Raw genomic sequence first — 20,160 nt, 5'->3', positions numbered from 1 at the left:
CGAATCCGTTTCAGCGAAGCCTTCGATTATGCACCGACTTTTCAATCAGCGTCAACTTCGAAGAAGCTTTTTTCACCCAACCAACTCGCAATCAGCTCCGAAGAAACCCATCGCAACCAACACCTTGCGGTGACTGTCAGTCGAGCCCTCGATTATGCACAGTTTTTAGCACTTCGAGCAAGGAGGAGAAGATTTTTGTCGGGTGGCCTGTCGCCACCAGTCGCCTCCGAATACAAGGCAAGAAAAAGCCCGGGCATCCCGGGCTTTGGTTTTGCATGCGTTGCCCGATGCCGATCAGCTCTTCACTTCGAGCTGGTTGTCGACAGAGGTCACGCCTTGCACACCCTTGGCAATCTCCTCGGCGCGCGCCTTGGCAGCAGCCGTCGGTGCGGGGCCCTTCAGGCTCACAGCCCCGCCCTTGGTGTCGACGTTGATCTTGATCGCGCTCAGATCCGGATCCTTCGCCAGACCTGCGGACACAGAGGCCGTAATGGCGGCATCGTCCACCGTCGCGCTCACTGCAGCGCCGGCTTCCTTCGCCGCTTCCTTCACGTTCGCCATGCCATCCTTCACCTCGGCGGTGGTCCCGGAGGCATCCACCTTGGCTTTGGCTTCCTTGACGGCTTCGCCCGTCTTGGCGGCGGCGGTCTGCGCGGCCTGCTCGGTCTTGGCGACAGCGCCGTCAAGCTTCTCGCCAGCACTGCGGCTGTCCGACTTGTCGCACGCGGCCAGCGCAAATGCAGCCGCAGCGGCGATCACGACTAACAATGCGCGCGGATACGGCATACCAATGGATGGGCGGTGTTGCTCTTGCTTGCTCATGGAGCCTCTCCTTGTCGATCTCAGCGGATCGCTGCGTCAATCGCGCACAAATGAAAAAAGAGGCTGCACGCGCCCGTCCGACGGGCACATGCGACCTCTCGTCCCGTCACAGCTTGTCGGCACCGGTCTTGATGGCGTCCTTGGCCTTTTCCTTCACGTCGCCATAGGTCTTCTGCACCTTGCCGGCGGCCTGATCTGCCGCGCCTTCGCCCTGGAGCTTCTCATTGCCCACCACCTTGCCGGCAGCTTCCTTGATCTTGCCCTTGGCCTCTTCGACCCGGCCTGCCACTTGGTCCTTGTTCATGTCGCTTTCCTTCCTGCGTAGGTGAAATGTGTGAGCCGGGATGACTCACTGACTTCAATCTAAGTCGCGACTGGCAGCAACGAACGCCGCCGGAAGCCCGAAGCGCTGTAGGACAACAAGGCTCAGGCAGTGACGATCCATCCTTCAAGCGCGTCGAAAGCCTGCGGCAACCCGAATCCTGGCCCGGCACTGCTGGCGCGCCGCAACCCCCAGGCAGCCTGCACGAGGCACAGCGCGGCGTCGATGCCGTCGCCACGGGCATCAGCCAGCAATTCGGTCCGTTGCCCGGCGTGGACAGCCAGTCGCAAACCAAGCCGGCTTGTACCGACTTCGAGCGCGGCGAGCAGGTCGGTGCGCGCCGCAAGGCGCTCGGGCGTCTGCTTGGCCAGGTCGTCGCTCTTGTAGCTGCGCCGTGCGATCAGCTCGCGCGCCAGCAGGCCTGGATAGGCCTCCAGCGCGACACGGTCGTCGCGGTCGCCCGCGTGCAGCCCGGGAATGCGCGCGCCGGACGCCAGCAGGCGAGGCACGCCGGCATGGAGCATGTAGGCCACGGGCGGGTTCACCCATTTCATCGACGGGCTGGAGCCCGCGGGCCCATCGGCGGCGCGGTGCGCAAACTTGCTGCCCACAGGCCGGCCCGCACAGAAGGCGGCGAAGGTGTCGCGGATCTCCGCACGGCTCAAGCCGGCGTAGTGCGCCATCAGCGGCGCCCATTGCGTCGGCCAGCCCAGATGTTCGACCAGTTCGCGCGGCAGGCTGAACGGGAAGTCGAAGCCGCCCACCCAGGCGGGCGTGGCGCACAACCAATCGCCCCACGCATCGAGCGTGGCGAAGCGTTGCAGACTGGTCAGAACGACGCGCTGGGCATCGGCAATTTCGCCCACGGCCACCACGATGGGCTTGCGCCGCGTCGGCGCGCTCGAGAAATCGCAGCCGAACAGCACCACGGCATCAGCCCAGTGCCAGCGCCACCACGCCGGCCGCGATGAACAACGCACCCAGCACACGCAGGAGCCGGTCGCCCTCGCGCAGCAGGTGACCGCCAATCAACGCCGCGAACAGCATCGACACCTCGCGCGCCGGCGCGACGTGGGAGATGGGAGCCTGCTGCACCGCATAGAGCACCAGCACGTAAGACACGGGGCTGACCGCCGCCACCAGCAGCGCGTACTTCCACTGTTCGCGCCACATGCGCGCGGTCGTCGCGCGGTCCTTCAACGCCACAGGCGCCAGCAACACCATGCGCACGAGATTGCCGAAATAGTCGAGAAGGATCGGCGACATTGCCAGGAACTTGACGGCGTAGCTGTCCGCGACGGTGTACGCCGCAATGAAGCCGCCGGTGAGCACCCCGTAACGAATGCCCTTGTGCACGCGCTCGCGTTGCACCGGGTCCTGCGCCTTGCGCCACAGCTTCGGGCCGCCCGCGACGAGGAACACGCCGATCACCACGCCCGCGATGCCCGCCACGCCGAAGAGGCTGATCTTCTCGCCGAGAAAAAGCACCGCCACCAGCGATGACAGCAAGGGCCCCGAGCCGCGCGCGAGCGGGTAGACCACGGTCAGGTCCGACCGACGGTAGCCGCGCAGCAGCACGATGAAATAAAAGATGTGCAGCACGCCGCTGAGCACGACGAAGCCCCACTCTGTCAGGCCCCAGCCCGGCACCACGTTCCAGCCCAGCGTGATGCCCACGGGCGCCCAGATGAGCATGTTGAACACGCTGGTCTGGAAGCTGAAGCGCGCGTCGCCGTTCGCCTTCTTGGCGGCGATGTTCCAGCTGGCATGAATGACCCCGGCAAGCAGGATCAGCGCGAATGCGGAGAGCGGCACCCCTGGATCAGTGGCGGCCGACGATGGCTGCGGTGGCCATCAGCTCTTCCAGCAGCGCCAGCGAGACCTTGCCCGAGACCTTGTACGGGTCGAGTTCGGGCTTCTCTGAATACTTGAGCAGCGTCGAGGCATTGAGCTTCGACAGGTTGACCTGCCCCATGGTCCATCCACCGAAGCGGCGCTCGGAGATTTCTTCGTAGTGCAACAGCACCACGTCCTTGTGGCGCACGTCGCGCTGGATGTGGCCGTAGAGGTCGCTGATGGCGTCGCGCCCGCCTTCGATGGCCTGCAGGAAAGTGCCCGCACCGTAGCAGAGGATGCCGGTGATGCCGCATGCCGGGTTGTGCGTGCGCGATTTCGTGAGGATCGCATCGATGGCCGCAGGGCTGGTATCGACGGCACGGCTGGCGTAGAGAAGTCGGACCAGCATGATCAGTTCTTTCTCGGCATGAGGGACAGGAATTCGCGGCGCAGGCTCGGGTCTTTCAGGAACACGCCGCGCATCACGGAATTGATCATCTTGCTGTCCATTTCCTTCACGCCGCGCCAGGCCATGCAGAAATGTTCGGCTTCCATCACGAGCGCAAGGCCGTCGGGCCGCGTCTTTTCCTGGATCAGGTCGGCGAGCTGCACGATCGCCTCTTCCTGGATCTGCGGCCGCCCCATGACCCATTCGGCAAGCCGCGCGTACTTCGACAGGCCAATCACATTGGTGTGCTCGTTGGGCATCACGCCGATCCAGAGCTTGCCGATGATCGGGCAGAAGTGGTGCGAGCAGGCGCTGCGCACGGTGATCGGGCCGACGATCATCAGCTCGTTCAGGTGCTCCGCATTGGGAAATTCGGTGAGCGCGGGCGGCGGCACGTATCGGCCGCGGAACACCTCGTTCACGTACATCTTGGCGACGCGGCGCGCGGTGTTGTCGGTGTTGTGGTCGTTCACCACGTCGATGACGAGGCTCTCGAGCACGCCCTTCATCTTGACCTCGACCTCGTCGAGCAGCGCCTCCAGCTCGCCCGGTTCGATGAACTCGGCGATGTTGTCGTTGGCATTGAAGCGCTTGCGCGCCGCATTCAGGCGCTCACGGATCTTGACGGAGACGGGGGTGCCCTCGTCATCGTCTTTTCGATCGGGGAGCGGTTCGACGTCGGTTTTCCTCAGCATGGCGGGGATCGTACCAGTGAATGACTCTAGAGGATTCGGGCTGCAACGCGCGCCCCCTCTCGGAGCAGTGCTATCAATTAAGTAGCGTGAAATCAGCGACCAACGGCAGATGGTCGGACATGCGGGCCCAGATAGGCCCGCGCGGCACCGCGCAGGCCAGCGGCGTCAGCTTGCGTCCGTAGACGAAGTCGAGCTGCGCCACCGGCAGGCGCGAGGGATAGGTGAGCGTGCGCGGGCCGCGCAGGTCGCTGGCGTCGCGCAGCCCCATGGCATTCATGGCGTAGCGCATGCGCGCACCCCAGTCGTTGAAGTCGCCCGCCACCACGATGGCCTCGTCGGGCGGCACTTCGCGGTCGATGAACTCGCGCAGGCGGGCGATCTGCCGCACCCGGCTGCCCTTGATGAGCCCCAGGTGCACCACGATGGCATGCACGGGTTGCCCTTCCACCTCGATCACCACGTGCAGCAGGCCACGCTGCTCGAAGCGGTGGTCGGAAATGTCCTGGTGGCTGGTGCGAATCACCGGCCAGCGCGTGAGCAACGCATTGCCATGCTCGCCGTGGCGGGTGACGGCATTGGTCTCATAGACGGCGGTATAGCCCTCGGGCGCGAGAAAGTCCGCCTGCGGCAACTCCGGCCAGCGTGCGAAGCGCGCGGCGGCCTGCCGGTTCATCTTGCGCACTTCCTGCAGGCAGATGATGTCGGCGTCGAGTTGCTCGATCGCGTGGCCGAGGTTGTGAATCTCGAGCCTGCGCGCGGGCCCGATGCCCTGCACACCCTTGTGAATGTTGTAGGTCGCGACCCGGAGGGTGTGTGCTGCTGCTTCGGGCTGGTTCATTGCATAAATTCTGGCAGCAACAGAATGGCTTCGGCGTTCGACGGGGAAAAACAGGCTTCGGCCGCCTCCCGGTACGGCAGCCAGCGCCAGTCGGTGTGCTCGCGCGGCGCGAGCGTGGGGGTCAGGCGTTCGGGCACGCAGAGGCCGAACAGGTGCTCGGTGTTGCGCGTCACGCCGGGCGCATAGCGGGCGCGCCATTGCGGATAGATCTCGTAGACGTTGCGCAGTTGCCAGTCGAGCAGTTGCGGGGCCAGCGCCATGCCCTCGCCGCATTGGAAGCCGGTTTCCTCGGCCACCTCGCGCGCCGCGGTGAGCGCCAGCGGTTCGTCCGCGACATCCTTGCTGCCGGTGACCGACTGCCAGAAGTCGGTCTCGGCATCCGCACGCCGGATCAGCAGCACATCGAGCGCCGGCGTATGAATGACGACCAGCACCGACTCCGGGATCTTCCAGGGCCGGCGGCTGGTCGTCATGGCCGCATCAGACGGGTTGAGGCGTGTTGCGCAGCTTGATGTGCAGTTCGCGCAGCTGCTTCTCGTCGACCGGACTGGGCGCCTGCGTCAGCAGGTCTTGCGCGCGCTGGGTCTTGGGGAAGGCGATCACGTCGCGGATCGACTCGGCACCGGTCATCAGCATGACGAGGCGGTCCAGGCCGATGGCGATGCCGCCGTGCGGGGGCGCACCGTACTGCAGCGCGTCCAGCAGGAAGCCGAACTTGAGCTGCGCATCTTCGGCGCTGATCTTCAGCGCGCGGAACACCTTGCTCTGCACTTCCTCGCGGTGGATACGCACCGAACCGCCGCCCATCTCGATGCCGTTGAGCACCATGTCGTAGGCCTTGGCGATGCACTTCTCGGGCGCGGTGTCCATGAGGTCTTCATGGCCGTCCTTCGGTGCGGTGAACGGGTGGTGCACGGCCGACCAGCGCTGGCCGTCCTCGTCAAACTCGAACATCGGGAAGTCGACCACCCACAGCGGTGCCCAGCGGTCGTCGAACAGGCCGCTCTTCTTGCCGAAGGGGCTGTGGCCGATCTTCACGCGCAGCGCGCCGATGGCGTCGTTGACGACCTTTTCCTTGTCGGCGCCGAAGAACAGGATGTCGCCGTTGCGCGCACCCGTGCGGGCGATGATCTCGGCCAGCGTGGCGTCGTCCAGGTTCTTCACGATCGGGCTTTGCAGGCCGTCGCGGCCAGCGGCTGCGTCGTTGACCTTGATGTAGGCAAGGCCCTTGGCGCCGTAGATCTTGACGAATTCCTGGTACGCGTCGATTTCGCCGCGCGACATGCCGCCCTCGGCACCGCCGCCGGGCACGCGCAGCGCCACGACGCGGCCGCCCACCATGGTGGCGGCGTTCGAGAACACCTTGAATTCCACGCGCTTCATGAGCTCGGTGAGTTCGGTGAATTCGAGCTTCACGCGCAGGTCGGGCTTGTCCGAGCCGTACTTGAACATCGCGTCGCCGTACGTCATGGTCGGGAACACCGGCAGGTCGATGCCCGCGGCGTTGCGGAACACGTTGCGGATCATGCCTTCGAACATCTCGCGGATTTCTTCTTCGGCGAGGAACGAGGTCTCGATGTCGATCTGCGTGAATTCAGGCTGGCGGTCGGCGCGCAGGTCTTCGTCGCGGAAGCACTTCACGATCTGGTAGTAGCGGTCGTAGCCCGCCACCATCAGCAGCTGCTTGAACAGCTGGGGCGACTGCGGCAGCGCGAAGAAGCTGCCGTCGTGCACGCGGCTGGGCACGAGGTAGTCGCGCGCGCCTTCGGGCGTGGACTTGCCCAGCATCGGCGTCTCGATGTCGATGAAGCCGTTGGCATCGAGGAACTTGCGCGTTTCCATCGTCACCTTGTAGCGCAGCATCATGTTGCGCTGCATGGCCGGGCGGCGCAGGTCGAGCACGCGGTGCGTGAGGCGGGTGGTTTCCGACAGGTTGTCGTCGTCCAGCAGGAACGGAGGCGTGACCGAAGGGTTGAGCACCTTCAATTCGTGGCACAGCACTTCGATCTTGCCGCTCTTGAGGCTGTCGTTGGTGGTGCCTTCGGGGCGCGAGCGCACCAGGCCCGTGATCTGCACGCAGAACTCGTTGCGCAGGTTTTCGGCCACGGCGAACGTGGAGGCGCGATCGGGGTCGCACACCACCTGCACGTAGCCTTCGCGGTCACGCACGTCGATGAAAATCACGCCGCCGTGGTCGCGGCGACGGTTGACCCAGCCGCACAGGGTGACGGTTTGGCCCAGCAGGGCTTCGGTCACGAGACCGCAATAGTGAGTACGCATGGCCATGGAGATGACTTCCGGCGCCGTCGTGGCGCGTTCGTTTTTATGAGTTGGATGGCTTGATGGGCAAGGCGGCGGGACCGCCCGGGACGACCACACCCATCGAGACGATGTACTTGAGCGCTTCGTCCACGCTCATCTGGAGTTCGATGCAGTCGCTGCGCTTGAGCATCACGAAGTACCCGCCCGTGGGGTTGGGCGTGGTCGGCACGTAGACGCCGAGGTAGTCGCCCCCGCCCAGGTGCTCGACCACGTCGGCACCGGGCGTGCCGGTGACGAAGGCGATGGTCCAGGCCCCTTCACGCGGCCACTGCACCAGCACCGCCGTGCGAAAGGCGTTGCCGTTCTCGGAGAACAGCGTGTCCGAGACCTGCTTGACGCTCGAATAGATCGAGCGCACCACCGGAATGCGCCGCACCACGGCGTCGCCCCAACCCAGCAGGCGCTTGCCCACGAAGTTGCTGGCGACGGCGCCGACCACCAGCAGGATCGCCAGCGTGAGCAGCACGCCGAGGCCGCGGATGTTGTTGTCGTAGAGCCAGCGCTGCCACGCGCCAGGCAGCACCCAGAGCGTCTGGTCCAGCGTGTCGATGATCCACTTCAGCACCGCGAGGGTGATGAACAGCGGAACGATCACCAGCAAGCCGGAGAACAACCATTTGCGCAGGGCGAGCATGGCGGTCGGGGTACCTGGTTCAGTCGCCGCTCTTGGCGGCAGGTGACGGCGCGGGGGCCGGTGCGGCGGGCGCGGGGGCCGCTGCAGGCGCCGGGCTCGGCGCGGCGCCGGCGGAAGACGAGTCGCCGGACTTGGCGCTGTCGCTCGACGCGGGCGCAATCGCCGGCTCGGCCTTCTTGCCGCCGCCGTCGCGGAAATCGGTCACGTACCAGCCCGAGCCCTTGAGCTGGAAGCCGGCGGCCGTGACCTGTTTTTCGAATGCGCTCGCGCCGCACGCCGGACACACCGTCAGCGGCGCGTCGGACATCTTCTGCAAAGCGTCTTTGGCAAAGCCGCAGGCGCTGCACTTGTAGGCGTAAATGGGCATGGGATTGGGTTCAAAAAAGCGGCGCAGCTGCCGCTCGCAAAGCCCTCGATTATAGGGCCGCCCCCGTCAAAGGGCGTCCAGACCGAGGGCCGGGCCCCTGCTTCAGGCCGGCTCGGTCGCCAACGGACGGTGCGGCGTGTGCGTGTTGGCCACCCATTGCGGCATCAGCGAGCCGGCCACCATGCCCACGAAGGCACACAACACCCCCGCCAACTGGGCCGGGAACACGCCGCCCCAGGGCAAAGCCAGGAACAGCAGCCACACACCGATGCCCAGGACGATCGAGGCGATGGCACCTTGCGTGGTGGCGCGGCGCCAGTAAAGCCCGCACACCAGCGGCACGAAAGCCCCTACCAGCGGCACCTGGTAGGCGCCCGACACCAGTTCGTAGATCGGCGTGCCCTGCATGCGAATGGCGTAGGCCAGCACCGCAGCGCTGAACACGAGCACCGTGATGCGCATCGTCAGGAGGTTCTGCCGGTCGGTGCCGGCGGGGCGGAACTGGCGCCAGATGTTCTCGGTGAAGGTGACGCTGGGCGCCAGCAAGGTGGCCGAGGCAGTCGACTTGATGGCCGAAAGCAGCGCACCGAAGAACAGCACCTGCATCACGAAAGGCATCTTCTGCAGCACCAGCGTGGGCAGCACCTTCTGCGGATCTTCCTTCAGCAGCACGGCCACCTCCTCCGGCATGATCAAAAGCGCACTGGCCACCAGGAACATCGGCACGAAGGCGAACAGGATGTACGCCACGCCGCCGATCACCGGCCCGCGCTGGGCCGCCTTCACGCTGTTGGCCGACATCACCCGCTGGAACACGTCCTGCTGCGGAATGGAGCCCAGCATCATCGTGATGGCGGCCGCGAAGAAGAACACCATGTCGTGCAGGTTGGGCTCCGGCCAGAACTTGAAGAGGTCCTTGCTGACCGCAAAGGCGACCACCTTGTCGGCCCCGCCGGCCATGTTGCCCGCGAACACCGCGATCACGGCCAGGCCGATCACCAGGATGATCATCTGCATGAAGTCGGTCACCGCCACCGACCACATGCCGCCGAACAGGGTGTAGGCCAGGATCGAGACCACCCCGATCACCATGCCCAGCGGGATGCCGATGGCACCGGCCGACAGCAGGTTGAACACCAGCCCCAGCGCCGTGACCTGCGCCGACACCCAGCCCAGGTAGCTCAGCATGATGATCAGCGAACAGGCCACCTCGACGGTGCGGCCATAGCGCTCGCGGTAGTAGTCGCTGATGGTCAGCAGCGTCATGCGGTAAAGCTTGCCCGCGAAGAAAAGGCCCACCAGGATCAGGCAGGTGCCCGCGCCGAACGGGTCTTCGACCACGCCGTTGAGCCCGCCTTCGATGAACTTGGCCGGAATGCCGAGCACCGTTTCGGAGCCGAACCAGGTCGCGAACGTGGTCGTCACGATCATGAAGAGCGGCAGGTGCCGCCCGGCAATGGCGAAGTCGGTGGTGTTCTTCACCCGCTTGGCCGCGTAGAGGCCGATGGCGATGGTGACCAGCAGATAGACGATGACCAGCGTCAACAACACGGCGAAAACTCCTCTAGAAAAGACTCACACGCACCAGCAACTGCATGGCCAGCAACCCCAATACAAAACCTATGCCACCGTAGACGATGGTCTGGAGCAACCTGTTGGTGCGTTTTTGCTCGGCCAGCAGCTCGAGCAGCTCGCGGCGGTTGTCGGCGGGGCGATTTTCCAGGAAATCGTGCAGCAGCCGCGGAAACTGGGGCAGCAGCTTCGCGTAGCGCGGCGCCTCGGCCCTGAGCTGCTGCAGCAGCTTCTTGGGACCGATCTGGTCGACCATCCACTTTTCCAGGAAGGGCTTGGCCGTGGCCCAGAGGTCGAGATCGGGGTCGATGTTGCGCCCGAGGCCCTCGATGTTGAGCAGCGTCTTCTGCAGCAGCACCAGCTGCGGCTGGATCTCCACATGGAACCGGCGCGAGGTCTGGAACAGGCGCATCAGCACCATGCCCAGCGAAAGCTCCTTCAGCGGCCGGTCGAAGTACGGCTCGCACACGGTGCGAATGGCCGCCTCCAGCTCGTCGATGCGGGTGCCCACGGGCACCCAGCCGCTTTCCAGGTGCAGCTCGGCCACGCGCTTGTAGTCGCGCCGGAAGAAGGCCACGAAGTTCTGCGCGAGGTATTCCTTGTCCGACTCGGTCAGCGTGCCGATGATCCCGAAGTCCAGCGAGATGTAGCGCCCGAAGGTCTCGGGCTCCAGGCTCACCTGGATGTTCCCCGGATGCATGTCGGCGTGGAAGAAGCCGTCGCGGAACACCTGCGTGAAGAAGATCGTGACGCCGTCGCGCGCCAGCTTGGGAATGTCGACGCCGGCCGCGCGCAGGCGGTCCATCTGCGCGATGGGCACGCCCTTCATGCGCTCCATCACCATGACCTCGGGGTGGCAGAAGTCCCAGAACATCTCCGGAATCATCACGAGGTCGAGCGAGGCCATGTTGCGGCGCAGCTGGGCCGCGTTGGCGGCTTCGCGCACCAGGTCGAGCTCGTCGTGCAGGTACTTGTCGAACTCGCCCACCACCTCGCGCGGCTTCAGGCGCTTGCCGTCGGCCGACAGGCCCTCGACCCAGCCGGCCATCATGGCCATGAGTGCCAGGTCCTTCTCGATCACGCCGCGCATGTTGGGGCGCAGCACCTTCACCGCCACTTCGCGCACCTCGCCCTGGTTGGTGCGGATGGTCGCGAAGTGGACCTGAGCGATCGAGGCACTGGCGATGGGGGTTTCGTCGAACTGGACGAACACGTCGCTCACCGGACGGCGGAAGGCGCGCTCGATGGTTGCGATGGCCACGGCCGAGGGGAACGGCGGCACGCGGTCCTGGAGGAATGCGAGCTCGTCGGCGATGTCGGGCGGCAGCAGGTCGCGGCGGGTCGACAGCACCTGGCCGAACTTCACGAAGATGGGGCCGAGGCGCTCGAGCGCCTCGCGCAGCCGCTGGCCGCGCGGCGCGTCGAGGTTGCGTCCGACCGAGACGATGCGTGCCACCACGCGCAGCCAGGGCTTCTGGAAGCTCGTGAGCACGAGCTCGTCGAGGCCGTAGCGCAGCGCGATCCAGACGATGAACAGCCCGCGGTAGAAGCGCCTCATTCGGCCGTGCCCGCCGAGCCGGCCTTCGCAGTGCGGTCGCCGACGAACTGCCGCAGCGCGCCCGCGACACGACGCACGCCGTTGCCCAGCGTGTGCGCGGGCACGTCGCCGATCACGCGGGCGAGATCGTCCTCGACGTCCCAGCGCACATGGTCGACCAGCCAGTTGACCTCTGCGGCCAGCTGCACGTCGCCGATGATCTGCACGGAAGGCTTGTCGCCGCGCAGCGTGGCACGGGCGATGTCGAAGGGGGAGTCGTCGGTGACGGTCAGCGTGAGCTCGGGCACCGAGCCTGCAGGCGCCAGGTCGAGCAGGCCGGCGGGCGTGGCCACCAGCTCCATGGTGACGAAGCGCCATTGGAAGCGCACCACCCGCCCCTGCTGCCGCAACAAACGCTGCTGCGCCTCGGGCTCTTGCTGCAGCACGTGGTTCAGGAACAGGACGACGCGGTGCTGTATTTCGTGAACCGCCCAATCCGGGGGCTGAAGGCGCTCGCCGACGCGGTTGAGAAGGTCGCCGAGAAAAGAAAATGGGGACGATGGTGTAGCCATGTCCCCATTATCCCGTCTGTGCCGCGGCCCTGTGACGGCCACGGTTCAGGTTTTTCTTACTGGAGCGCCTGCACGCCCGCCACCAGCCAGCCGCCGTTGCCGCTCGTGGGCTTGGTCATGTTCCAGACTTCCCGGAACGGACCCGGGCCGGTCGATGCGTCTTCACGGATCATGCCGGAGAACTCCACGCTGGCCATGTAGGCCTCGGGCAACTCTTCGATGCCGAGCAGCTTGGCGTCGAGCATCACGACTTCGGTCTTGTTGGATACACCACCGGTGTGGCCGGCACGGTCGGCCAGTTGGGTGCGGATTTCCTCGACCATGCTGTCGGTCATCATGGAACGCAGCATCGACACGTCGGCGCGGTCCCAGGCGTCCTGGAGCGTCACGAAGTTGCGCTTGGCAGCCCCGAGGAAGCCGTCGACGTCGAAGCCCGCGGGAATGCCCCAGGACTGCGAACCGCCGAGTGCCGAACCGATCATGCTGCCGCCGGCTGCGGCGCCCGCTGCCGAGAGGCTGCTGCCGTGCGGTGCGTCATTCGAAGGCGTGGCGTCGAACGACGTTGCATTGCGCTCCCAGGGACGCGCCGACGCGTCGTTGCCGACGTTGGCCGGGCTGTACTGCGCCGGGGCGCTGGCGTTGCTCGGGCCGGCACCTGCGCCCTGGAACGCGAAGCCACCCTGGCGGCTGGCGCCCGAAGCTTGCGAACGCGCCTTGAACATGCGCCATGCCATCACGCCGGCCAGCACCAGCAGGCCGATCAACAGGATGTTGCCGAAGCCGGCGCCCAGGCCCAGCGAACTTGCGAGCCATGCGAGGCCCAGGCCGGCCGCGAGACCGCCGAGCATCGCGCCCCACGGACGCTTCGGTGCAGCGGCCGCGGGTGCGGGCGTTGCAGGCTTGGCTGCCGCGTTGTTTGCGTTCTGCTGCGCCGGCGCTGCCGGCGGCGTGGCTTGGCGTTGCGTCACGTTGGACGACTGACGCCCGAACGACTTGCCACCGCCCATGCGAGCAGCCTCGGCCTGGACACTGCCAAGAACCAAAGCTGCCGTCAAAAACAAGGTACCCAAACTCTTCATGTCGTCTCCTCTCGAGCGAAAGATTCGCGTCATCAACATTTGATTCCAACATGGAGGGCAGCAATGCCACCCGTCATGTTGTGATAGTCCACATGTCCGAAACCGCCCTCTTTCATGAGGGTCTTGAGCTCCTCTTGCGAGGGATGCATCCGGATGGATTCGGCCAGGTAGCGATAGCTGGCGTCGTCACCGGCCACGAGCTTGCCCAGGCGCGGCAGCACGTTGAAGGAATACCAGTCGTAGGCCTTCGCGAGCGGCTTGGCGACCTTGGAGAACTCCAGCACGAGCAGCTTGCCGCCCGGCTTGATCACGCGGTTCATTTCCTTGAGCGCGGCGTCCTTGTGCGTCATGTTGCGCAGACCGAAGGCCACCGTCACCACATCGAAGTGGTTGTCGGGAAAGGGGAGCTTTTCCGCGTCGCAGACCGTGGTGGGGAGCGAGACGCCGGCGTCGAGCAGGCGGTCGCGCCCGGTGCGCAGCATGGCTTCGTTGATGTCGGTGTGCACGACCTGGCCGGTGGCGCCGACCTTCTTTGCGAAGGCCAATGCGAGGTCGCCGGTGCCGCCCGCGATGTCGAGGACGCGCGAGCCTTCGCCCACGTTCGCGACCATGACGGTGTATGCCTTCCAGGCGCGGTGCAGGCCGGCCGACATCAGGTCGTTCATGATGTCGTAGCGGGAAGCGACCGAATCGAAGACACCGCGAACGCGGCGGGCCTTCTCGCTTTCGTCGACTGTTTCGAAGCCGAAGTGTGTGGTACTCATGCGACCGATGTTAGGCCGGAAGCCTTCACATCAAGCCGACGACCCCGCGGGCACGGCGGGCATTCGTTGCTTTTTTTGTCCCGCCCTTCCTGGGCGTAGGGCTATGGCGCCAGTCGCTGTACCGAAGTTTCGCGCGATTTCGCGCGCTCAGTGGCTGCTGCAGGCGGAGCCGCCCTTGTCGATCATCGGTGCGTCGCGCGCGATGCCCGCCTCGGCCAGGCGGCGTTCGTAGGTGGCCCACAGCTCGGCCTGCTTCGCGCCCAGTTCGTAGAGCAGGTCCCACGAGTAGATACCGGTGTTGTGGCCGTCGCTGAAGGTGGGCTGCACCGCGTAGTTGCCGACCGCCTCGAGGTCGACGAGCTCCACATCGCGCTTGCCCGTCTGCAGGATCTCCTGGCCCGGCCCGTGGCCCTGCACCTCGGCCGACGGCGAACAGATGCGCATCAGCTCGAACGGAATGCGAAAACTCGCACCGTCGGAGAAGGCCACCTCGAGCACGCGCGACTGGCCGTGCACGGTGATCGATTGCGGCGTCGGTGCGCCCGGTTTCAAGCCTGCCATCGGAAACTCCTCAGAAAGGCCCGCGAGCCAAGCGCTCGATCATCGCAGCCTCGGCGGCGGGCAGGCACTCGGCGATCGCGGCCTCTTTCGCGGCATTGCGCTCGCGCTGCACCGGCGCCCACACCGAACCAGGGAAATGGCTGTCGTCCGCAAAGCGCGCAATCACATGCCAATGCAGGTGAGCCACCATGTTGCCGAGCGCGGCGATGTTCATCTTGGTCGGCTTCAGGCGTTCGTGCAGGCACTGCTCGACCACCACCACCGCCTCCATGCACAACGCGCGGTCGGCCGCGTCGAGGTCGGAGAACTCCGGCGCATGGTCGTGCCACACCACGCGATAGAAAGCCGGGAAGCCCGCCTCGTCCGCATGGATGACGCGCAGCTTCGCGCCCTCGAACACCAGGCGGCCACCGGCGCCTTCGCAGAGCACGCACCCTTGCATCCTGGTCATACCAGCACCCGCTCGATCCCGCCCTGGTTGGCAGCGGCCACGTACGTCGGCATCCAGTCGGCGCCGAGGATCTTGTTGGCCATCTCGACCACGATGTAGTCTGCTTCGAGCAGGCCGTTGTTCAGGTCGTTGCCGTAGCGCGAGAGGCCCTGCAGGCAGCTCGGGCAGCTGGTGAGGATCTTCACGTTGTCCTTCTCGCCGACGGCGCCGGCGTCGCGCAACGCGGCCTCGCCCTTCTTGAGCTCTTCTTCCTTGCGAAAGCGGATCTGCGTCGAGATGTCCGGCCGCGACACGCCCAGCGTGCCCGACTCGCCGCAGCAGCGGTCGTTCTTGAGCACGTTGTCGCCGACCAGCGCCTTCACCGTCTTCATCGGGTCCTGCAGCTTCATCGGCGAATGGCAGGGGTCGTGGTACAGGTAGCCGCCACCGCCGGCATCGGCCAGGGTGATGCCCTTTTCGAGCAGGTACTCGTGGATGTCGATGATCCGGCAGCCCGGGAAGATCTTGTCGAACTGGTAGCCCTGCAGCTGGTCGTAGCAGGTGCCGCAGCTCACCACCACCGTCTTGATGTCCAGGTAGTTGAGCGTGTTGGCAACCCGGTGGAAGAGCACGCGGTTGTCGGTGATCATCTTCTCGGCCTTGTCGAACTGGCCGCTGCCGCGCTGCGGATAGCCGCAGCACAGGTAGCCCGGCGGCAGCACGGTCTGCACGCCCGCGTGCCAGAGCATCGCCTGCGTAGCCAGGCCGACCTGCGAGAACAGCCGCTCCGAGCCGCAACCCGGAAAGTAGAAGACCGCTTCGGTCTCCGAGGTCGTCGCCTTCGGATTGCGGATGATCGGCACGTAGTCCGCATCCTCGATGTCGAGCAGCGCGCGCGCCGTCTGCTTCGGCAGGTTGCCCGGCATCTTCTTGTTGATGAAGTGGATCACCTGCTCCTTGATCGGCGCCGGACCCAGCGTGGCCGGGGGCGCGCCGGTCTGCTTCTTCGCCAGGCCGCGCAGCAGGTCGTTGGCCAGGCGCTGCGCCTTGAAGCCCACGCCCACCATGCCCGCGCGCACCGCCTTGATGGTCTGCGGGTTGGTCGCGTTCAGGAAGAACATTGCGGCCGCGTTGCCCGGCCGGAAGCTCTTCTGGCCCATCTTGCGCAGCAGGTTGCGCATGTTCATCGACACGTCGCCGAAGTCGATCTTCACCGGGCACGGCGTCAGGCACTTGTGGCACACGGTGCAGTGGTCGGCCACGTCCTCGAACTCTTCCCAGTGCTTGATGCTGATGCCGCGCCGGGTCTGCTCTTCGTAGAGGAAGGCCTCCACCAGCAGCGAGGTCGCGAGGATCTTGTTGCGCGGGCTGTACAGCAGGTTGGCGCGCGGCACGTGCGTGGCGCACACCGGCTTGCACTTGCCGCAGCGCAGGCAGTCCTTCACGCTGTCGGCAATGGCGCCGATGTCGCTCTGCTGCATGATCAGCGACTCGTGGCCCATCAGGCCGAAGCTCGGCGTGTAGGCGTTGGTCAGGTCGGCATGCAGCGTGACGGCCTCACCCGCCGGCGCGCGCAGCAGCTTGCCCTTGTTGAAGCGGCCTTCGGGGTCGACCCGGGCCTTGTATTCGGTGAACGGGCGCAGCTCTTCGTCGGTCAGGAACTCGAGCTTGGTGATGCCGATGCCGTGCTCGCCCGAGATCACGCCGTCCAGGCTGCGCGCCAGCGCCATGATGCGCACCACCGCGGCATGCGCGGTCTGCAGCATGTCGTAGTTGTCGCTGTTCACGGGGATGTTGGTGTGCACGTTGCCGTCGCCCGCATGCATGTGCAGCGCCACCCACACGCGGCCCTTGAGCACGCGCTTGTGGATGGCCGTGCACTCGGCCAGGATCGGCGCGAACTCGGCGCCCGAGAAAATCTCCTGCAGCGGCTGGCGCAGCTGGGTCTTCCAGCTTGCGCGCAGCGAATGGTCCTGCAGCTGCACGAATTGCGCATCGACGTTCTGCAGCCAGCCGGCCCACAGCGCGCGCACCTCGTGCACCAGCGTCACAGCCTGCGCCACGCGGTCTTCCAGCAGCTCGGCCGCCGGGATCTCGTGCGCGTCGTCGGTCTTGCCCAAGGGCAGGTTGCCGCGCGTGAGGAAGGTTTCGAGTTCATCGGTGAGCGCGAGCTTGTTCTGCAGCGACAGCTCGATGTTGATGCGCTCGATGCCGTCGCTGTACTCGGCCATGCGCGGCAGCGGAATCACCACGTCCTCGTTGATCTTGAAGGCGTTGGTGTGCTTGCTGATGGCGGCCGTGCGCTTGCGGTCGAGCCAGAATTTCTTGCGCGCCTCGGGGCTGATGGCAACGAAGCCTTCGCCGCTGCGCGAGTTGGCGATGCGCACCACTTCCGAGGTGACGCGGGCCACATCGTCGGCGTTGTCGCCGGCGATGTCGCCGAACAGCACCATCTTCGGCAGGCCGCAGTGCTTCTTCGACTTGGTGGCGTAGCCCACCGCCTTGAGGTAGCGGTCGTCCAGGTGCTCCAGGCCGGCCAGCAGCACGCCCGAGCGCTTCTGCTCGGCGAACATGAAGTCCTTGATCTGGACGATGCTGGGCACCGCGTCCTTGGCGTTGCCGAAAAATTCGAGGCACACGGTGCGCGTGTGCGCGGGCATCTTGTGCACCACCCAGCGGCAGCTGGTGATGAGGCCGTCGCAGCCTTCCTTCTGGATGCCCGGCAGGCCCGAGAGGAACTTGTCGGTCACGTCCTTGCCGAGGCCCTCCTTGCGGAAGCTGCGGCCCGGAATGTCGAGGCGCTCGGTGCGCAATTTGGTCTTGCCGTCGGCGGCGTAGTACTGCAGCTCGAACACGGCGCTCTCGGCGTCATGAATCTTGCCGAGGTTGTGGCCGATGCGCGTGACCTCGAGCCACTCGGCCTGCGGCGTCACCATGCGCCACGAGGCGAGGTTGTCCAGCGCCGTGCCCCACAGCACGGCCTTCTTGCCGCCCGCGTTCATGGCCACGTTGCCGCCGACGCACGAGGCCTCGGCCGAGGTCGGGTCGACCGCGAACACGAAGCCCGCGCGCTCCGCCGCGTCGGCCACCCGCTGCGTGACCACGCCGGCTTCGGTCCAGATGGTGGGCGCGGGGTCGGCCAGGCCCGGCAGCGGCATGTGCTCGACCTCGGTCATCGCCTCGAGCTTCTCGGTGTTGATGACCACGCTGTTCCAGGTCAGCGGAATCGCGCCGCCGGTGTAGCCGGTGCCGCCGCCGCGCGGAATGATGGTCAGGCCCAGCTCGATGCAGCCCTTGACCAGCAGGGCCATCTCGGCCTCGGTGTCGGGGCACAGCACCACGAAGGGGTATTCCACGCGCCAGTCGGTGGCGTCCGTCACGTGCGACACGCGCGACAGGCCGTCGAACTTGATGTTGTCCTTGGCCGTGAGGCGGCGCAGCACGCGCGTGGCCTTGCGGCGCAGGGCGGCGACGTCGCGGAAGTTGGTGTCGAAGGCAGAAACGGCGTCGCCCACGAGGCGGGTGAGCTCGCCCACGAACTGGTCGCGCGTCAGGTCGCTGTCGGGGGTGCGGCGCTTCTGGACTTCGCCCAGGCGGTGCTTCAGGGCTTCGACCAGCTGGCCGCGGCGGCGCGGGTTGTCGAGCAGGTCGTCGACCAGGTAGGGATTGCGCTGGACGACCCAGATGTCGCCCAGCACTTCGTAGAGCATGCGGGCCGATCGGCCGGTGCGGCGCTCGGCCCGCAGGGTCTGCAGCAGTTCCCAGCCGCGTTCGCCCAGCAGGCGAATCACGATCTCTCGGTCGGAGAAGCTGGTGTAGTTGTACGGGATCTCGCGCAGTCGGACAGGCTCTGCGGCCTGTGCCAACAGCGTGTTCAACGCGGTCGGAGCATTCATCGGGTGGGGCGCCTCGGCCGGGCGCTGCGCACCCATAGCCGGGCTGGGGATTTTAGGGCAGGCCTCGGGGTCTTGCCTCGGGGCGGGGCGCTTGCCCTTGTGCCAGGGGCGCTGGCGGGGACCTAAGCCCCTGCCCTCGCCCCGACCCCCTCCCCAAAGGGAGAGGGAGCAAGTCAGGGGCTCAGAACAGCACGCGGCTGCGAATCGTCCCGTTCACCTTTGCCAGCTTCTCCAGCGCGAGGTCGGAAGAAGCAGCCTCGATGTCCATCACCACATACCCGACCTTCTCGTTCGTCTGCAGGAACTGGGAGGCGATGTTGATGTGGTTGTCCGAGAAGATCTTGTTGATCTCCGACAGCACGCCCGGCACGTTCCGGTGCACGTGCAGCAGCCGGTGCTTGCCCGGGTGGGCCGGCAGCGCCACCTCGGGGAAGTTGACGGACGAGGTCGAGGTGCCGTTGTCGCTGTACTTGACCAGCTTTTCAGCCACTTCCAGCCCGATGTTGGCCTGCGCCTCCATGGTCGAGCCGCCGATGTGGGGCGTCAGGATCACGTTGTCCAGCCCGCGCAGGGGCGACAGGAACTCGTCCTTGTTGCTGCGCGGCTCCACCGGGAACACGTCGATGGCGGCGCCCAGAAGCTTCTTTGCCTTCAGGGCGTCGGCCAGCGCGTCGATCTCGACCACCGTGCCGCGCGACGCGTTGATCAGGATGGAACCCGCCTTCATGGCCGCGATTTCGGCCGCGCCGATCATCCATTGCGTTGCCTGCGTCTCGGGCACGTGCAGCGTCACGATGTCGCTCTGCCCCAGCAGCTGGTGCAGGTCGCGCACCTGGCGCGCATTGCCCAGCGGCAGCTTGGTGACCACGTCGTAGAAGGCCACGTGCATGCCCAGCGCCTCGGCCAAGACCGACAGCTGCGCGCCGATCGAGCCGTAGCCCACGATGCCCAGCGTCTTGCCGCGGATCTCGAAGGCGTTGTCGGCCGACTTGAGCCAGCCGCCGCGGTGCGCCACCGCGCTCTTCTCGGGCACGCCGCGCAGCAGCAGGATGGCCTCGGCCAGCACCAGCTCGGCCACGGAGCGGGTGTTCGAATACGGCGCGTTGAACACCGCCACGCCGTGCTCGCGGGCGGCTTCCAGGTCGACCTGGTTGGTGCCGATGCAGAAGCAGCCGGCTGCCACCAGCTTGTGGGCGGCGGCGAACACCTCGGCGGTGAGTTGCGTGCGCGAGCGAATGCCCAGAAAGTGCACGTCGGCGATCTTGGCCTTCAGTTCCGCGTCGGGCAGCGCGCCCGGCAGCGACTCGATGTTGGTGTAGCCGGCGGCGCGCAGCACCTCCAGCGCCGAGGGGTGGATGCCCTCGAGCAAGAGGAACTTGATCCTGCTTTTGTCGAGGGAAGTTTTGCTGCTCATGGCGGTCTCGCGGAAGCCCCGGCCGTGGCGACAAGCTGGGCCAAAAAAGGG

Annotated in this window: 20 protein-coding genes; all 20 read right to left on the bottom strand. The window is 66.0% G+C overall.

Annotation, left to right across the window (positions count from 1 at the left end):
• Positions 1 to 294: 294 nt before the first annotated feature.
• Positions 295 to 822, bottom strand: a complete 528-nt coding sequence (locus ACSFBM_RS16375; RefSeq protein ID WP_435485259.1) for a BON domain-containing protein — start codon at positions 820 to 822, stop codon at positions 295 to 297.
• Between the two features lie 106 nt (positions 823 to 928).
• Positions 929 to 1,126 carry a CsbD family protein gene (locus ACSFBM_RS16370; RefSeq protein ID WP_435447576.1) on the bottom strand — a complete coding sequence of 66 codons (198 nt, stop codon included), beginning with the start codon at positions 1,124 to 1,126 and terminating at the stop codon, positions 929 to 931.
• A 122-nt stretch (positions 1,127 to 1,248) separates the two neighbouring features.
• Positions 1,249 to 2,073 (bottom strand): DUF429 domain-containing protein, encoded by an 825-nt coding sequence (locus ACSFBM_RS16365; RefSeq protein WP_435485258.1) that lies wholly within the window; start codon positions 2,071 to 2,073, stop codon positions 1,249 to 1,251.
• 4 nt (positions 2,074 to 2,077) lie between these two features.
• Positions 2,078 to 2,959, bottom strand: a complete 882-nt coding sequence (locus ACSFBM_RS16360; protein WP_435485257.1) for a DMT family transporter — start codon at positions 2,957 to 2,959, stop codon at positions 2,078 to 2,080.
• Positions 2,960 to 2,966: 7 nt separating this feature from the next.
• Positions 2,967 to 3,389, bottom strand: a complete 423-nt coding sequence (locus ACSFBM_RS16355) for a BLUF domain-containing protein (RefSeq protein WP_435437272.1) — start codon at positions 3,387 to 3,389, stop codon at positions 2,967 to 2,969.
• 2 nt (positions 3,390 to 3,391) lie between these two features.
• On the bottom strand, positions 3,392 to 4,123 hold the full coding sequence (gene folE, locus ACSFBM_RS16350; RefSeq protein ID WP_435485256.1) for a GTP cyclohydrolase I: 732 nt from the start codon (positions 4,121 to 4,123) through the stop codon (positions 3,392 to 3,394).
• Positions 4,124 to 4,196: 73 nt separating this feature from the next.
• The gene (locus ACSFBM_RS16345) at positions 4,197 to 4,961 is read right to left on the bottom strand and encodes an endonuclease/exonuclease/phosphatase family protein (RefSeq protein WP_435485255.1); all 765 of its coding nucleotides are present in this window, start codon (positions 4,959 to 4,961) and stop codon (positions 4,197 to 4,199) included.
• Positions 4,958 to 5,434 (bottom strand): dihydroneopterin triphosphate diphosphatase, encoded by a 477-nt coding sequence (gene nudB, locus ACSFBM_RS16340; protein ID WP_435485254.1) that lies wholly within the window; start codon positions 5,432 to 5,434, stop codon positions 4,958 to 4,960. The genes ACSFBM_RS16345 and nudB overlap by 4 nt, the downstream gene beginning before the upstream one ends.
• Positions 5,435 to 5,441: 7 nt before the next feature.
• Positions 5,442 to 7,247: an aspartate--tRNA ligase gene (gene aspS, locus ACSFBM_RS16335; RefSeq protein ID WP_435485253.1), complete on the bottom strand. Its 1,806-nt coding sequence runs from the start codon at positions 7,245 to 7,247 to the stop codon at positions 5,442 to 5,444.
• A 37-nt stretch (positions 7,248 to 7,284) separates the two neighbouring features.
• Positions 7,285 to 7,917, bottom strand: a complete 633-nt coding sequence (locus ACSFBM_RS16330; RefSeq protein WP_435437267.1) for a DUF502 domain-containing protein — start codon at positions 7,915 to 7,917, stop codon at positions 7,285 to 7,287.
• A 19-nt stretch (positions 7,918 to 7,936) separates the two neighbouring features.
• Positions 7,937 to 8,284: an FmdB family zinc ribbon protein gene (locus ACSFBM_RS16325; RefSeq protein WP_435485252.1), complete on the bottom strand. Its 348-nt coding sequence runs from the start codon at positions 8,282 to 8,284 to the stop codon at positions 7,937 to 7,939.
• A 102-nt stretch (positions 8,285 to 8,386) separates the two neighbouring features.
• Complete coding sequence (locus ACSFBM_RS16320) at positions 8,387 to 9,835, bottom strand: high affinity choline transporter 1 (protein ID WP_435485251.1); 1,449 nt, start codon at positions 9,833 to 9,835, stop codon at positions 8,387 to 8,389.
• A 13-nt stretch (positions 9,836 to 9,848) separates the two neighbouring features.
• Positions 9,849 to 11,414 carry a ubiquinone biosynthesis regulatory protein kinase UbiB gene (gene ubiB / locus ACSFBM_RS16315; RefSeq protein WP_435437264.1) on the bottom strand — a complete coding sequence of 522 codons (1,566 nt, stop codon included), beginning with the start codon at positions 11,412 to 11,414 and terminating at the stop codon, positions 9,849 to 9,851.
• Positions 11,411 to 11,965, bottom strand: coding sequence for a ubiquinone biosynthesis accessory factor UbiJ (locus ACSFBM_RS16310; protein WP_435485250.1), 555 nt, complete (start codon positions 11,963 to 11,965; stop codon positions 11,411 to 11,413). The genes ubiB and ACSFBM_RS16310 overlap by 4 nt, the downstream gene beginning before the upstream one ends.
• 56 nt (positions 11,966 to 12,021) lie before the next feature.
• On the bottom strand, positions 12,022 to 13,044 hold the full coding sequence (locus ACSFBM_RS16305; RefSeq protein WP_435437262.1) for a Tim44 domain-containing protein: 1,023 nt from the start codon (positions 13,042 to 13,044) through the stop codon (positions 12,022 to 12,024).
• A 32-nt stretch (positions 13,045 to 13,076) separates the two neighbouring features.
• Entirely contained in the window at positions 13,077 to 13,808 is a 732-nt protein-coding gene (gene ubiE, locus ACSFBM_RS16300) for a bifunctional demethylmenaquinone methyltransferase/2-methoxy-6-polyprenyl-1,4-benzoquinol methylase UbiE (protein ID WP_435437261.1), read from the bottom strand.
• 147 nt (positions 13,809 to 13,955) lie between these two features.
• Positions 13,956 to 14,369, bottom strand: a complete 414-nt coding sequence (locus ACSFBM_RS16295) for a gamma-butyrobetaine hydroxylase family protein (RefSeq protein WP_435437260.1) — start codon at positions 14,367 to 14,369, stop codon at positions 13,956 to 13,958.
• A gap of 10 nt (positions 14,370 to 14,379) precedes the next feature.
• On the bottom strand, positions 14,380 to 14,820 hold the full coding sequence (locus ACSFBM_RS16290; protein ID WP_435485249.1) for an HIT family protein: 441 nt from the start codon (positions 14,818 to 14,820) through the stop codon (positions 14,380 to 14,382).
• A complete protein-coding gene (locus tag ACSFBM_RS16285) occupies positions 14,817 to 18,695 on the bottom strand; it encodes a DUF3683 domain-containing protein (protein WP_435485248.1) in 3,879 nt (1,292 codons plus the stop codon). Before ACSFBM_RS16285 ends, ACSFBM_RS16290 begins: the two co-directional genes overlap by 4 nt.
• Before the next feature lie 181 nt (positions 18,696 to 18,876).
• Positions 18,877 to 20,109 carry a phosphoglycerate dehydrogenase gene (serA, locus tag ACSFBM_RS16280; RefSeq protein WP_435485247.1) on the bottom strand — a complete coding sequence of 411 codons (1,233 nt, stop codon included), beginning with the start codon at positions 20,107 to 20,109 and terminating at the stop codon, positions 18,877 to 18,879.
• Between the last annotated feature and the right edge of the window lie 51 nt (positions 20,110 to 20,160).

Source organism: Variovorax pasteuri (assembly GCF_051216435.1).
Classification (GTDB): Bacteria; Pseudomonadota; Gammaproteobacteria; order Burkholderiales; family Burkholderiaceae_C; genus Variovorax.
This window is presented reverse-complemented; position numbering and strand designations above follow the sequence as displayed.

What these genes read in the sequence shown, in the direction of transcription:
- ACSFBM_RS16375 (WP_435485259.1), bottom strand. Translation starts at nt 822, where the DNA reads ATGAGCAAGCAAGAGCAACACCGCCCATCCATTGGTATGCCGTATCCG.
- ACSFBM_RS16370 (WP_435447576.1), bottom strand. Translation starts at nt 1,126, where the DNA reads ATGAACAAGGACCAAGTGGCAGGCCGGGTCGAAGAGGCCAAGGGCAAG.
- ACSFBM_RS16355 (WP_435437272.1), bottom strand. Translation starts at nt 3,389, where the DNA reads ATGCTGGTCCGACTTCTCTACGCCAGCCGTGCCGTCGATACCAGCCCT.
- folE (WP_435485256.1), bottom strand. Translation starts at nt 4,123, where the DNA reads ATGCTGAGGAAAACCGACGTCGAACCGCTCCCCGATCGAAAAGACGAT.
- ACSFBM_RS16345 (WP_435485255.1), bottom strand. Translation starts at nt 4,961, where the DNA reads ATGAACCAGCCCGAAGCAGCAGCACACACCCTCCGGGTCGCGACCTAC.
- nudB (WP_435485254.1), bottom strand. Translation starts at nt 5,434, where the DNA reads ATGACGACCAGCCGCCGGCCCTGGAAGATCCCGGAGTCGGTGCTGGTC.
- aspS (WP_435485253.1), bottom strand. Translation starts at nt 7,247, where the DNA reads ATGGCCATGCGTACTCACTATTGCGGTCTCGTGACCGAAGCCCTGCTG.
- ACSFBM_RS16330 (WP_435437267.1), bottom strand. Translation starts at nt 7,917, where the DNA reads ATGCTCGCCCTGCGCAAATGGTTGTTCTCCGGCTTGCTGGTGATCGTT.
- ACSFBM_RS16325 (WP_435485252.1), bottom strand. Translation starts at nt 8,284, where the DNA reads ATGCCCATTTACGCCTACAAGTGCAGCGCCTGCGGCTTTGCCAAAGAC.
- ubiB (WP_435437264.1), bottom strand. Translation starts at nt 11,414, where the DNA reads ATGAGGCGCTTCTACCGCGGGCTGTTCATCGTCTGGATCGCGCTGCGC.
- ACSFBM_RS16310 (WP_435485250.1), bottom strand. Translation starts at nt 11,965, where the DNA reads ATGGCTACACCATCGTCCCCATTTTCTTTTCTCGGCGACCTTCTCAAC.
- ACSFBM_RS16305 (WP_435437262.1), bottom strand. Translation starts at nt 13,044, where the DNA reads ATGAAGAGTTTGGGTACCTTGTTTTTGACGGCAGCTTTGGTTCTTGGC.
- ubiE (WP_435437261.1), bottom strand. Translation starts at nt 13,808, where the DNA reads ATGAGTACCACACACTTCGGCTTCGAAACAGTCGACGAAAGCGAGAAG.
- ACSFBM_RS16295 (WP_435437260.1), bottom strand. Translation starts at nt 14,369, where the DNA reads ATGGCAGGCTTGAAACCGGGCGCACCGACGCCGCAATCGATCACCGTG.
- ACSFBM_RS16290 (WP_435485249.1), bottom strand. Translation starts at nt 14,820, where the DNA reads ATGACCAGGATGCAAGGGTGCGTGCTCTGCGAAGGCGCCGGTGGCCGC.
- ACSFBM_RS16285 (WP_435485248.1), bottom strand. Translation starts at nt 18,695, where the DNA reads ATGAATGCTCCGACCGCGTTGAACACGCTGTTGGCACAGGCCGCAGAG.
- serA (WP_435485247.1), bottom strand. Translation starts at nt 20,109, where the DNA reads ATGAGCAGCAAAACTTCCCTCGACAAAAGCAGGATCAAGTTCCTCTTG.